Source organism: Ectopseudomonas toyotomiensis, assembly GCF_017167985.1.
Classification (GTDB): domain Bacteria; phylum Pseudomonadota; class Gammaproteobacteria; order Pseudomonadales; family Pseudomonadaceae; genus Aquipseudomonas; species Aquipseudomonas toyotomiensis.
The window spans coordinates 4,839,418-4,851,380 of record NZ_CP070505.1; the positions used below are offsets into that span (position 1 = coordinate 4,839,418).

Here is an 11,963-nt window from a genome sequence, read left to right on the forward strand (position 1 = left end):
TGCGGCTCACGTGAGGTTTAGAAAGCCAGGTGTACGGCAAAGGTTCAGGCTATTTGCCGAACGTCCTGCAGGGCGGTCTGCTGCATCAGCCTGTCGACCACATCGAACAGGGCTGCGCGATGATCGGCGCCACCACTGCGGGCGCGGCGGTAGGTAATGAGCTGGTTTTCGGCGCTGCCGCCGACCCGCGCCAGCTTGCGTGCGTGAGCCATGACCCAGCGTTCGTCAGGCGCAATCTGCTCGCCGATGCAGGCCAGCACTTCGTCCAGCCAGGCGGCGAATGGCAAAGTGTTCTGGCTGTGCGGCTCGATGAACAGCCCACGCAGGCCGCGGCGCTTGGCGCGCCAGCGGTTTTCCAGGGTAAGGATGCGGGTCAGCGGATCATCGAACCAGCCATGGTGAGGCGCGTCCAGGGCATGGCCGAGCATGGCGCGAAACAGCCCGGCGATGCACAGGGCATCGTCCAGACGCGGGCAGGCATCGGCGATGCGCAGCTCCAGGGTGGGGAAGCGCAGTGACGGGCGGATGTTCCACCACAGATTGACGGCCGAGCCGATGCAGTCGGTATCGGTCATTACCTTCAGGTAGCGCTGGTACTCGGCGTCATCGCGAAAATGATCGGGAATGCCCATGCGCGGCCATTCATCGCAGACCGCCTGACGATAGCTCATCAAACCGCAGGGCCGACCATCCCAGAACGGCGACGACGCGCTCAGACCTAGCAATAACGGCAGCCAGGGCGTCAACCGGTTCATCAGGCGAATGCGGTCGACACCCTCGGGCACGCCGACATGCACATGCAGGCCGGCCAGCACGCTGCGGCTGGCAACGATCCGGTAGTCATCGAAGATCGCCCGGTAGCGCGCCATGTTGGTCGCCTGAACGCTACGCCATTGCCCCAACGGATGGGTGCCGGCAGCGAGGATGCCGCAGCCGAACTCGCTGGCCAGGTCGGCCATGGTCGTGCGCGCCTGGCCAAGACAGTCGCGCGCCTCGTCGAGACTGTTCAGCACCGGCGTGACCACTTCGAACTGTGCGGCGAACATCTCTCGCGTCACCCGCTGGCCCAGCGCGCGACGACTGGATATGGCAAAGGCCTCGACCCCATGCTGCGCCACGCAGCGGCTTGCCAGGTCAGTCAGAAAGTACTCTTCCTCGATGCCGAACGTGCTCGCTGCCATGACTCGCCTGCTCCCGTGGTTCCTGTAGTTGAGGGCCGCCGGCAAGCGTGAGTTCAACCTCTTTGATCGCCCGTTGGGCGGCGAAAATTCAGTGGGAATCTTTGTCCGAATCGACCGCTCCTATGCAACACATCGCCCTCTTATAGATGGACTTATTCAGGAGATCTGCCCCATGTCGATTGCCAGTTTCATCGACAGCCCCGGCGCCCAGCGCATTTCGCTCGCGCCCATTTCAGGACCTTTTCAGAATCTTTATCAGCAACTGCTGGCTGAGCCCGAACCGGGCCACCCGCAGGCCCGTGAGTTTCTGCTGGAGTGCTTGCAGGAGGTGGCGGAGCTACCCTGCGAACTGCCGCAAAGCCCCTATGAACTGGCGGCCTGGTCGCAACGTCAGCACCAGCGTGTGACAGCGGACTACGCCGACTATCTCGCGGGGCGACGCGCCGGTGAAGGCCGGCGTTATTTCCCACGCAAGGCCGATGCCCTGCACTTTCTGCGCGCCGTGGCACCGACGAAGCTGGTCGACGGTGCCTGGCTGTACGGAGTTCTGCCCCACTGGCGCGACTATCGCGTGTATCCGCTGGTACGCACTTACCTGGAAGAGCTTGGCGACGGGGTCGCGGCGCAGAATCACGTGTTGCTCTACCAGCGCCTGCTGGCCAGCCAAGGCTGTGACGATGCCCTCGAACTGGATGATGAGTTGTATCGCCAGGGCGCCATCCAGCTGGCGCTGGGCCTGCTGGCCGACGAGTTCCTGCCCGAAGTGATCGGCTACAACCTGGGCTATGAACAATTGCCGCTGCACCTGCTGCTCAGTGCATTCGAGCTGAACGAGCTGGACATCGACCCCTACTACTTCCAACTGCACGTGACCATCGATAACGGTTCCAGCGGTCATGCCGCCAAGGCCGTTCAAAGTGTGCTGACCAATCTGCCGCGTGTCGGCGACGCCCAGGCGTTCTACCAGCGCGTGCTGCGCGGCTACATGCTCAATGAGCTGGGTGTGGGCTCGACGGCCGTGATCGACAGCTTCGATCTGCAGCAGCAATTACTGCAGATGTTCGAGCAAAAGCGCGCGGTCGCCAGCCAGGTGCATTCCGACTACTGCCGTATCGAAGGACGCACGGTCAATCAATGGCTGGGCAGCTCCGGTAGCGTGGCGAATTTTCTCGAAGCACTGCAGAACAGCGGTTGGATACGGCGCGACACGGACCCGGCCTGCAGCCGCTTCTGGCGCCTGATTCAGGGGCCAGGAGCGGCCATGTTCGGTGTGTTCAGCCCCTACGAGCGCCAGCTGCTGCATGACTGGATTGCCGGTAGCTGGCAGCCGGAGGCGCCGGCGAAACCCTTCCGTCCGCGGCGCAAGCCTCAAGCCGCACTCTCGCTAGCGGGCAGCGCGCAGCATGGCGAGCTGGACCGCGAGCGCCGCGAGTTGATCCAGGAGCTGCAAGGCATGGACGCCTATCGCCGCGAATCTCGCCTGATCGGCCTGCAGGCGCCAGCGCAGCATTGGTCCAGCGCCGGTCTGGCAGCCACCCGTACCTTCGCGGCGCTGATCCAATAGCCGCCCTGCCCCTGGAATCCGCTCATGCTCGAACCCACCTTCAACGCCCCCCAGAGTCTCGCCTTGCTGCGCCTGGGCACGCTTTTACGTGCACGCGGCTATCGCTTCGTCACTCCCACACCACTCAGCCATCAGCGCGTCAACCAGCGTCCGGGCAATGCCCTGGCCAAGGACTTGCGCGACGTCTTCGGTTGGAGCCGACCGTTCACTGACGGCACGTTGGACGAGGAAATCCTCGACAGCATGCGTGAGGCCGAGGTGCTGCGGCCTCACGCGCAAGGCTGGATCAGCCAGGTGCGCTGGTCGACCTTGGGCGACGGGCTCTATGTGCACTCGCGTTTTCCCACGGAGGAAAGCGACGCAGTGTTCTTCGGCCCCGATACCTACCGCTTCACCCGTCTGCTGCGCGATTACCTGGCGCACACCAACCAGCCGCTGCGGCGCATCGCCGATATTGGCTGCGGCGCCGGCCCTGGCGCCATCACGGCAGCGCAACTACGCCCAGGGGCAGAAGTGATGGCGCTGGATATCAACCCTAGAGCGCTGGCCCTGACCGCAGTGAATGCGCGCCTGGCGGGCATCTATAACCTGCGCGTGCAGAGCAGCGACCTGCTACGGGATGTGGACGGGCAGTTCGACATGATCATCGCCAACCCGCCCTATATGCTCGATCCGCAACAGCGTACCTATCGCCACGGCGGCGGCAAGCATGGCGCCGGACTGTCCCTGGCGATCTTCGATACGGCAATGCAAAGACTCGCGCCTGGCGGCACGCTGTTGCTCTATACCGGGGTGGCGATCGTTGACGGTGAAGATCCTTTGCTCAATGCCATTCGCCTGTCGTTGGGCGATACGGGTTGGGACTGGGATTACCAGGAAATCGATCCGGATGTGTTCGGTGAGGAGCTGGAAAAACCGCAGTACGATCAGGCCGAGCGGATCGCTTGCGTGGCGTTGCGCCTGAGCTATCAGCCCAATCTGCGCCAGCGCTAGCAGGCTGTTGAAAAACGTAGGCGAGGCAGGCAAGACAATACCGATGGCGGCCCCGCAAAAATGGCCGAAAAAACGCAGTTTACGCGTTGTAAATGAGCATTTTGACTGGGCTCGCACGCGAGGCCGTTTTTAACGCAGTATTGCCAACGCAGGCAGTTCTTCAACGGCCTGCTAGACCGATGCCTGCCTTGCGCAAGCATCGGCCCGGTGATGCTCAGGCCGCCTTGGCTTGGGCATTGCTCTTGAGCGACTTGCGCAGCACTTCCATCGACTGCCCCAGTTCCTGCAGCTGACGTTTGCTCAGCAGCTTGCTGGCCTGGGGAAACATGTCGCGTTCCTCTTCCTCGATGTGGTGTTCCAGCAGTTCCTTGAGCACCTTGACCCGGCCGGCGAACTCGAGGGTCGATGGCGAGGTTTCCTTGATGTCGGGCAATACCAGCGCTTCTACGGCGCGGTGCTCTTCCTTGGCCTCGATGGCAAGCACGGCGTCGTCCTTGCTGCCGGCGCGCCTGAAAGCCGGATAGAAAATCTGCTCTTCAAGCTCGGTATGAATCTTCAATTCCTGCTCAATCTTGAGCAGCAGTTTCTTGCGCGTCTGCACCGCGCGCTCGGTGGTGTCCTCGAGCTTGCTCAGCAGCTCCTTTACGGTTTCGTGATCCTTTTTCAGCAGTTCGATGGCATTCATCGTTTTGCTCTCCTCAGGCCTACCAATCACATCGGTAAAAATGCCAGGGCCCGCTTCTGGCGGGCCCTGGCATGACGGTCACGACTCGCGACCGCTTTGGCTTTTCTGACCACCCTTGCGCCCGGCCTCGGACGCTCTCTGGCGGTCATTGGCGAAGTTGCCGCCGCTGTTGTGACCGCCTTTACGGCCGGCTTCCGAGGCCTTTTCACGATCATTTGCGAAGTTACCCGGATTTTTGTTGGTCGCCATTGCTGGTACCTCCTGATAGTTACTCGCGAGGCGTTATTGCCTCTACATAAAATGAGGCAGGCTCTACTGCGAGTCGTTCAGGCTTTTTTTCATCAGCCGTTGACCACACTTCCGCCGTTGACATGCAGCATCTGCCCGGTGATGTAGGAGGCATCGTTGCTGGCCAGATAAACGAATGCCGGAGCGACCTCCGCAGGTTGTCCAGGCCGGCCCAGCGGCGTGTCCGCGCCGAACTCGGAGACTTTCTCGGCACTGAAGGTGGATGGGATCAGCGGCGTCCAGATCGGCCCAGGCGCGACGCCATTGACGCGAATGCCACGCGGCGCCAGGTTGATCGACAGCGAGCGGGTGAACGAGGTGATCGCGCCCTTGGTCGAGGAATAGTCGAGCAGCGTCGGGTTGCCCTTGTAGGCTGTCACCGAACTGGTGTTGATGATGCTCGCTCCCGGCTGCAGATGCTCCAGCGCGACCTTGGTCAGGTGGAACATGGCGAAGATGTTGGTGCGGAAGGTCTGCTCCCACTGCGCCTCGTCGAGTGCTTCGAGATTGTGCTCGGGATGCTGTTCGCCGGCATTGTTGATGAGGATATCGAGGCGCCCCCACTTGGCGATCACGGCGTCGACCACGCACTGGCAGAAGCCGCCGTCGCCCACGTCACCGGCCAGGGCGATGGCTTCACCGCCGTGGTGCTTTACCTCGTCGAGGGTTTTCTGCGCGTCTTCATCCTCGTTCAGGTAAACCAAGGCGACCTTGGCCCCTTCCAGGGCGTAGTGCACGGCAACGGCGCGGCCGATACCGCTGTCGCCGCCGGTGATGATCGCCACCTTGCCGGTCAGCTTGCCGGCCGCGCGGTAATCATCGGCAAGGTAGACCGGCTCAGGGTGCATGGCGTGTTCGACACCGGGTTGCCGCTGCTGATGCTGAGGCGGCAGGGTCTTGTCGTTCATCCTTCACTCCTCCTTTCGCTGGCGTTCAGACGGCCTGCAGGCGCGGGCTCGCAGTCACCGGATGGGTCTTGTGGCGATTCTCGAAGCAGAAGTTGGTGGCCTGCACGTAGCCTTCGGCCGAACCGCAATCGAAGCGGCGACCCTTGAACTTGTAGGCCAGCACACAGCCCTGCTGGGCCTGCTTCATCAGCGCGTCGGTAATCTGGATCTCGCCGCTCTTGCCCGGTTCGGTCTGCTCGATCAGCTCGAAGATATCCGGCGTGAGGATGTAGCGGCCGATGATCGCCAGGTTCGACGGCGCATCTTCGGGGTTGGGTTTTTCCACCATCCGCTCGATGCGGAAGATGTCGTCACGCAGCGCTTCGCCGGCGATCACGCCGTAGCGCGAAACCTCCTCCATCGGCACTTCCTGAATGGCGACGATGGAGCAGCGAAACTGTTCGTAGAGCTTGACCATCTGGGCCAGCACGCCGTCGCCTTCCAGGTTCAGGCACAGGTCATCGGCCAGCACCACGGCGAAGGCCTCGTCGCCGATCAACGAGCGGCCTGTGAGGATGGCGTGACCGAGGCCTTTCATCTCGATCTGGCGGGTATAGGAGAAGGTGCACTGATCGATCAGGTGGCGTACACCACTCAAGGATTTTTCCTTGCCGGTGTTGGAAATCTCGTGTTCCAGCTCGTAGCTGATGTCGAAGTGATCTTCCAGCGAACGCTTACCACGGCCGGTGACGATGGCGATTTCATGCAGCCCGGCTTGCAGTGCTTCTTCGACGCCATACTGGATCAACGGGGTGTCGACCACCGGGAGCATTTCCTTGGGCATGGACTTGGTAGCGGGAAGAAAACGGGTGCCGTAACCGGCTGCGGGAAACAAACATTTCTTGATCATGAGTTCTATACCAATTGAGTGACTCGGTAATAGAACCTGACCCGTTTAGAACCTTTACGGTTCAAGTTATTTCAGCAGGCGCCGTTTCGCTGCTGCACTTTTGCGACGTTCGGCACCTCGAGCCGTACCTATGCGGGATAACGGCTCACTTCGATCAGATTGCCGTCCGGGTCGCGAAAATACACCGATTCGATAGGACCCACGGCGCCGGTGCGCGCCACCGGCCCCTCTTCCACCGTCACGCCCTGCTCGGCCAGATGAGCCATGACTCGTTCCAACGGCCACAGGGTGATCAGGCACAGATCAATGGCGCCTGGTGTCGGCTTGATCGCCTTGGGCTCGAACTCACGCCCGGCCTGATGCAGATTGAATTTCTGCTGGCCGAATACCAGAGCACTGCGCCCGGCGCCGAAACGCTCGTGGCGCATGCCCAGTACGCGCTGGTAAAAGTCGACGGTGGCGTCGATATCCGCCACGGTCAGTACCAGATGGTCCAGTCTCTCGATCATGCTCAATGCCTGTCCAGCAGATGAAAACGCGGCAACCCCAGGTGCCAGTGGATTGCCGCCAGACGAGCGGCCAGCACCACGAACATCGCCGCGGCAGTATCCAGCCAGTGCGGCGTGCCCAGGGTTCGCAGGCCGATAAAGGTCAGCGCGCCGGCGATGCAGGCCGTGGCGTAGATTTCCTTCTGGAAGATCAGCGGAATCTCGTTGCACAGCACATCGCGAATCACCCCGCCGACCACACCGGTCATCACGCCCATGATCACCGCGGTGCTGATCGGCGTGCCGTGTTGCAGCGCAAGCTCGGTGCCATACACGGTGAACACGGCCAGGCCGAAGGCATCGGCGATCAGCAGGCCTTTCTCGTGAATAGGCCGGGTCATGCGCACCCAGGCCACCGTGCCCAGCGCCGCCAGGGAGGCGACCAGGATGTAGGTGTCATCGCGAATCCAGCTGACCGGGTGGTTGTCCAAAATCAGGTCGCGCAGCGTGCCGCCGCCCAGCGCGGTGACGATGGCCATCACCAGCACGCCGAACAAGTCCATGGACTTGCGCCCCGCCATCAGCGCACCGGTGATGGCAAATACCGCTACTCCGAACAGGTCGGCGACATAGAAAAGCTTTTCCATGCAGTCCTCAGCGGCTGACCGGCGTACGCAGGGTGACGAACTCCTCGGCGGCGCTCGGGTGCACGCCGATGGTTTCATCGAAGATCAGCTTGGTCGCACCGGCCTTTAGCGCGATGGCCAGGCCCTGGACGATCTCACCGGCCTCCGGCCCGACCATATGGCAGCCGAGCACACGGTCGCTGTCGGCATCGACCACCAGCTTCATCAGCGTGCGTTCCGGGTTCTCGGTCAGCGTCAGCTTCATCGGGCGGAAGCGGCTCTCGAAGATCTTCACTTTGTGCCCGGCTTCGATGGCCTGCTCTTCACTCAGGCCAACGGTGCCAATATTCGGCAGGCTGAACACGGCTGTAGGGATCATGCTGTAATCCAGTGGCCGGTATTCCTCGGGCTTGAACAACCGACGCGCCACGGCCATGCCTTCGGCCAGCGCAACCGGGGTCAGCTGCACGCGGCCGATCACGTCGCCAAGGGCGAGAATCGACGGCGTGGAGGTCTGGAACAGGTCATCGACTTCGATATAGCCGCGCTTGTCCAGCTTGACCTCGACGTTTTCCAGACCGAGGTTGTCCAGCATCGGCCGGCGGCCGGTGGCGTAGAACACGCAATCGGCCTCCAGTACGCGACCATCCTTGAGCGTCGCAGCCAGGCTGCCATCGGCCTTGCGCTCGATGCTGGCGATGTCGGCGTTGAATTGCAGATCCAGGCTCTTCTTGCTCAACTCGTCGCGCAGGTGCTCGCGCACGGCGCCGTCGAAGCCGCGCAGGAACAGATCGCCTCGATAAAGCAGCGAGGTAGTTGCACCCAGGCCATGGAAGATCGAAGCAAACTCCACGGCGATATAACCGCCGCCCACCACCAGTACGCGCTTGGGCAGTTGCTTGAGGAAGAAGGCTTCGTTGGAGCTGATGGCGTGTTCGCGACCGGGGATATCGGGAATCTGCGGCCAGCCGCCAGTGGCGATCAGGATGCGTTCAGTGCTGTGCCGATGGCCGTTCACTTCGACGGTATGCGCATCAACGATGCGCGCATGCCCCTCGAACAGACTGACGCCACTGTTGGTCAACAGATTGCGGTAGATGCCATTGAGGCGTTCGATCTCGCGGTTCTTGTTGGCGATCAGCGTCGTCCAATCAAAATTCGCTTCGCCCAGCGACCAGCCGAAACCCGAGGCCTGCTCGAAGTCCTCGGCGAAATGCGCGCCGTACACCAGCAGTTTTTTTGGTACGCAGCCGACGTTGACGCAGGTGCCGCCCAGATAGCGGCTCTCGGCGACCGCAACGCGCGCACCGAAACCTGCGGCGAAGCGCGCCGCACGCACGCCGCCGGAACCGGCGCCGATAACGAACAGGTCGAAGTCGTAACTCATGAGGGTATCTCCTTGGCAGACGAGGAGCATACCGTAAAGGCCCGCGCTAAGCTGATAGGCAGAGGAGAACACCATGCGCCCTACCCTGACCCATCTGGCCCTGCACGTCCCCGATCTTGACGCCTGCATTGCCTTCTATCAGCGTTTCTGTGGCATGCAGGTGATCCACGAGCGCCCCGGCAAGGGCACACGCATCGTCTGGATGGCCGAGCCGGGCAAGGAGCACCAGTTCATCTTCGTGATCATGCCCGGCGGCCAGGAAAGGCACCTGGCCGCCAATGACTACAGCCACTTCGGCTTCGCCTTGGGCAGCCGCACCGAGGTCGATCGTATCGCCGCCCTGGCCGAACGCGACGGCTGCCTGATCTGGCAACCGCGGGACGAGCCCTACCCGGTCGGCTATTACTGTGGCCTGCGCGACCCGGCCGGCAACTACGTGGAGTTCAGCTACGGCCAGCCGCTCGGGCCTGGCTCCGAGGCAATGCCCATCCCCTGAAACGCAAAACGCCACCCGAAGGTGGCGTTTCGTTGACCTGAAGTCGTATCAGAATGCTTTGCCGGTCTTGTACAGGTTCTCGAAGCAGAAATTGGTCGCGTCGATGTAACCCTCGGCGCTACCGCAGTCGAAACGCTGGCCCTTGAACTTGTATGCCATCACGCAGCCCTGCTGGGCCTGGCGCATCAGCGCATCAGTGATCTGGATTTCGCCACCCTTGCCCGGCGGTGTGCTGCGAATCAGATCGAAGATGTCCGGGGTGAGGATGTAGCGGCCGATGATCGCCAGGTTCGACGGCGCGTCCTCGGGCTTGGGCTTCTCCACCATGTTGCTGACGCGGTAGATGTCATCGCGGATCATCTCGCCGGCGATCACGCCATACTTGGACGTCTCGTCCTTCGGCACTTCCTGAATCGCGACGATGGAGCAGCGGAACTGGTTGTACAGCTTGACCATCTGCGCCAACACGCTATCGCCTTCCAGGTTAAGGCACAGGTCGTCAGCCAGTACCACAGCGAACGGCTCGTCACCGATCAGCGGCTGACCGCAGAGGATGGCGTGGCCCAGGCCTTTCATTTCGACCTGACGGGTGTAGGAGAAGCTGCACTCGTCGATCAGACGACGGATGCCAACCAGGTACTTCTCCTTGTCGGTGCCCTTGATCTGGTGTTCGAGCTCGTAGCTCACGTCAAAATGGTCTTCCAGCGCACGCTTGCCGCGACCGGTGACGATGGAGATCTGGTTGAGGCCAGCCTCGAGTGCCTCTTCAACCCCGTATTGAATCAGTGGCTTGTTCACCACCGGCAACATTTCCTTGGGCATTGCCTTGGTAGCAGGCAGGAAGCGCGTGCCGTAACCGGCAGCGGGGAACAGGCATTTCTTGATCATGGGACTCCCTAGTGGGGATGGTTGGAATGCGCGCTCAGTCTATCAAGCCGCGCTAGCCTTACAACTGCCGCTTGCAGGTCGACCGATGCCGCGATAAAGAAAACCCAGCTCCGCCAGCTGATCGGCGTCATAGATGTTGCGCCCGTCGAACAGCACCGGCATGCGCATCGCACCGCGAATACGCGGGAAGTCAGGCTGACGGAACTGCTTCCACTCCGTCACCAGCACCAGCGCATCCGCACCCTGGGCGACGGCATAGGGGGATTCGCTCAGCACCAGTTGCCCCGCCTCGACGGCCGCCGCATAACGTGCAGCAACAGCTGCCGTGGCAGCCGGGTCGCAAGCCTGCACCTTGGCGCCAGCGGTCAGCAATGCGTCGAGCAGCACTAGACTGGGCGCTTCACGCAGATCGTCAGTACCGGGCTTGAATGCCAACCCCCAGAGCGCGACGACGCGCCCCTGCAAGTGGCCATTGAAATGCTCGCGCAAGGCCTGGAACAGCAGCGTTTTCTGCAGCGCATTGCGCGCTTCGACCGCACGCAGGATGCCCGGCTCGATACCCTCGTGCTCAGCCGTACGGATCAGCGCTTTCACATCCTTGGGAAAGCACGAGCCGCCATAACCGCAACCAGCGTAGATGAAGTGCGTGCCGATACGCCGGTCGCTACCGATACCGCGGCGTACCTCCTCGATATCCACGCCCAACCGCGCACAGATACCTGCCATCTCGTTGATAAAGGAAATCTTGGTCGCCAGAAAGGCATTGGCCGCGTACTTGCTGAACTCGGCGGCGCGCACGCCCATGCACAACAGGCGGTCGTGATTGCGCAGAAATGGCGCATACAGCCGGCGTAGCAACTCGCGCCCACGCTCGTCGTCGCAGCCGACGATCACCCGATCGGGGCGCATGAAGTCCTCGACCGCAGAACCTTCCTTGAGAAACTCCGGATTGCTCGCCACGATCACCCGCGCCCGTTGTTCCCGACGCGCCAGGCCGGCGTTGATGCGCTGCGCCACACGCTCGGCGGTGCCCACCGGCACCGTGGATTTGTCCACCACCAGACACGCATGATCGAGCCGTTCACCCAGCTCGTCGGCAACCGCCAGCACATGGCTCAGATCGGCCGAACCGTCCTCACTACTGGGCGTGCCCACCGCAATGAAAATCACCTCGGCGCGGCGGATGCCGGACTTCAGCTGCGAAGTGAAACTGAGCTGCCCTGCGGCCAGCTGCACCTTGAGCATCGTTTCCAGGCCAGGTTCATAAATCGGCACCTCACCTCGAGAAAGCATCGCGACGCGCTGCGGATCTCGCTCGACGCAGACCACCTGATTGCCCATTTCGGCAAAACAGGTGGCCGTCACCAAACCTACGTACCCTGCTCCAATCACGCATATCTGCATCGCAGCATCCTCCTGGCCTATGCTGCGATTGCAACCAATCGCGGTGGCAGCGATATGACGGAACGACGAAGGAATGATGACAAGCGCCTTCGCCGTAGTCGGCGGATATTGGCCAATGTGGCTGTATCTTCGGCGCTGTAGGTAAGGAGCACGGCCTGACCGTGCC

At 61.9% G+C, this 11,963-nt stretch carries 13 protein-coding genes; 3 read left to right on the top strand and 10 right to left on the bottom strand.

Features of this window, described 5'->3' with window-relative positions:
* Positions 1-44 precede the first annotated feature (44 nt).
* On the bottom strand, positions 45-1,181 hold the full coding sequence (locus JWV26_RS22400; RefSeq protein WP_206417846.1) for a carboxylate-amine ligase: 1,137 nt from the start codon (positions 1,179-1,181) through the stop codon (positions 45-47).
* 172 nt (positions 1,182-1,353) lie between these two features.
* Here JWV26_RS22400 and JWV26_RS22405 point away from each other — a divergent pair, with 172 nt between their 5' ends.
* Both JWV26_RS22405 and JWV26_RS22410 read left to right on the top strand, forming a co-directional pair.
* A complete protein-coding gene (locus JWV26_RS22405; protein ID WP_206417847.1) occupies positions 1,354-2,745 on the top strand; it encodes an iron-containing redox enzyme family protein in 1,392 nt (463 codons plus the stop codon).
* 24 nt (positions 2,746-2,769) lie between these two features.
* Complete coding sequence (locus tag JWV26_RS22410; RefSeq protein WP_206417848.1) at positions 2,770-3,738, top strand: class I SAM-dependent methyltransferase; 969 nt, start codon at positions 2,770-2,772, stop codon at positions 3,736-3,738.
* 214 nt (positions 3,739-3,952) lie between these two features.
* Here JWV26_RS22410 and JWV26_RS22415 read toward each other — a convergent pair whose 3' ends face one another.
* The 7 genes from JWV26_RS22415 to gorA all read right to left on the bottom strand — a co-directional run bounded on the left by JWV26_RS22415 (position 3,953) and on the right by gorA (position 9,009).
* Complete coding sequence (locus JWV26_RS22415; RefSeq protein ID WP_072423928.1) at positions 3,953-4,423, bottom strand: hemerythrin domain-containing protein; 471 nt, start codon at positions 4,421-4,423, stop codon at positions 3,953-3,955.
* A 78-nt stretch (positions 4,424-4,501) separates the two neighbouring features.
* The gene (locus tag JWV26_RS22420) at positions 4,502-4,672 is read right to left on the bottom strand and encodes a con-10 family general stress protein (RefSeq protein WP_017676855.1); all 171 of its coding nucleotides are present in this window, start codon (positions 4,670-4,672) and stop codon (positions 4,502-4,504) included.
* 92 nt (positions 4,673-4,764) lie between these two features.
* On the bottom strand, positions 4,765-5,619 hold the full coding sequence (locus JWV26_RS22425; RefSeq protein ID WP_206417849.1) for an SDR family oxidoreductase: 855 nt from the start codon (positions 5,617-5,619) through the stop codon (positions 4,765-4,767).
* Positions 5,620-5,644: 25 nt separating this feature from the next.
* On the bottom strand, positions 5,645-6,508 hold the full coding sequence (gene galU, locus JWV26_RS22430) for a UTP--glucose-1-phosphate uridylyltransferase GalU (protein WP_072423926.1): 864 nt from the start codon (positions 6,506-6,508) through the stop codon (positions 5,645-5,647).
* Positions 6,509-6,636: 128 nt separating this feature from the next.
* Positions 6,637-7,017 (bottom strand): VOC family protein, encoded by a 381-nt coding sequence (locus JWV26_RS22435; RefSeq protein ID WP_093052160.1) that lies wholly within the window; start codon positions 7,015-7,017, stop codon positions 6,637-6,639.
* Positions 7,018-7,019: 2 nt separating this feature from the next.
* Positions 7,020-7,643, bottom strand: a complete 624-nt coding sequence (locus JWV26_RS22440; protein ID WP_072423924.1) for a trimeric intracellular cation channel family protein — start codon at positions 7,641-7,643, stop codon at positions 7,020-7,022.
* A gap of 7 nt (positions 7,644-7,650) precedes the next feature.
* Positions 7,651-9,009, bottom strand: coding sequence for a glutathione-disulfide reductase (gorA, locus tag JWV26_RS22445; RefSeq protein WP_206417850.1), 1,359 nt, complete (start codon positions 9,007-9,009; stop codon positions 7,651-7,653).
* A gap of 73 nt (positions 9,010-9,082) precedes the next feature.
* Between gorA and JWV26_RS22450 the strand changes: the two genes are divergently transcribed.
* Positions 9,083-9,505 (top strand): VOC family protein, encoded by a 423-nt coding sequence (locus JWV26_RS22450; protein WP_206417851.1) that lies wholly within the window; start codon positions 9,083-9,085, stop codon positions 9,503-9,505.
* 48 nt (positions 9,506-9,553) lie between these two features.
* Here JWV26_RS22450 and galU (JWV26_RS22455) read toward each other — a convergent pair whose 3' ends face one another.
* Together galU (JWV26_RS22455) and JWV26_RS22460 are read right to left on the bottom strand one after the other, a co-directional pair.
* A complete protein-coding gene (galU, locus tag JWV26_RS22455) occupies positions 9,554-10,393 on the bottom strand; it encodes a UTP--glucose-1-phosphate uridylyltransferase GalU (RefSeq protein ID WP_003460169.1) in 840 nt (279 codons plus the stop codon).
* 42 nt (positions 10,394-10,435) lie between these two features.
* A complete protein-coding gene (locus tag JWV26_RS22460) occupies positions 10,436-11,797 on the bottom strand; it encodes a UDP-glucose dehydrogenase family protein (protein ID WP_206417852.1) in 1,362 nt (453 codons plus the stop codon).
* Positions 11,798-11,963: the final 166 nt, after the last annotated feature.

Coding starts and splice junctions, on each gene's coding strand:
- gorA (WP_206417850.1), bottom strand. CDS start 9,009: ATGAGTTACGACTTCGACCTGTTCGTTATCGGCGCCGGTTCCGGCGGC.
- JWV26_RS22450 (WP_206417851.1), top strand. CDS start 9,083: ATGCGCCCTACCCTGACCCATCTGGCCCTGCACGTCCCCGATCTTGAC.
- JWV26_RS22425 (WP_206417849.1), bottom strand. CDS start 5,619: ATGAACGACAAGACCCTGCCGCCTCAGCATCAGCAGCGGCAACCCGGT.
- JWV26_RS22460 (WP_206417852.1), bottom strand. CDS start 11,797: ATGCAGATATGCGTGATTGGAGCAGGGTACGTAGGTTTGGTGACGGCC.
- JWV26_RS22420 (WP_017676855.1), bottom strand. CDS start 4,672: ATGGCGACCAACAAAAATCCGGGTAACTTCGCAAATGATCGTGAAAAG.
- JWV26_RS22415 (WP_072423928.1), bottom strand. CDS start 4,423: ATGAATGCCATCGAACTGCTGAAAAAGGATCACGAAACCGTAAAGGAG.
- JWV26_RS22435 (WP_093052160.1), bottom strand. CDS start 7,017: ATGATCGAGAGACTGGACCATCTGGTACTGACCGTGGCGGATATCGAC.
- galU (WP_072423926.1), bottom strand. CDS start 6,508: ATGATCAAGAAATGTTTGTTTCCCGCAGCCGGTTACGGCACCCGTTTT.
- JWV26_RS22405 (WP_206417847.1), top strand. CDS start 1,354: ATGTCGATTGCCAGTTTCATCGACAGCCCCGGCGCCCAGCGCATTTCG.
- JWV26_RS22410 (WP_206417848.1), top strand. CDS start 2,770: ATGCTCGAACCCACCTTCAACGCCCCCCAGAGTCTCGCCTTGCTGCGC.
- galU (WP_003460169.1), bottom strand. CDS start 10,393: ATGATCAAGAAATGCCTGTTCCCCGCTGCCGGTTACGGCACGCGCTTC.
- JWV26_RS22440 (WP_072423924.1), bottom strand. CDS start 7,643: ATGGAAAAGCTTTTCTATGTCGCCGACCTGTTCGGAGTAGCGGTATTT.
- JWV26_RS22400 (WP_206417846.1), bottom strand. CDS start 1,181: ATGGCAGCGAGCACGTTCGGCATCGAGGAAGAGTACTTTCTGACTGAC.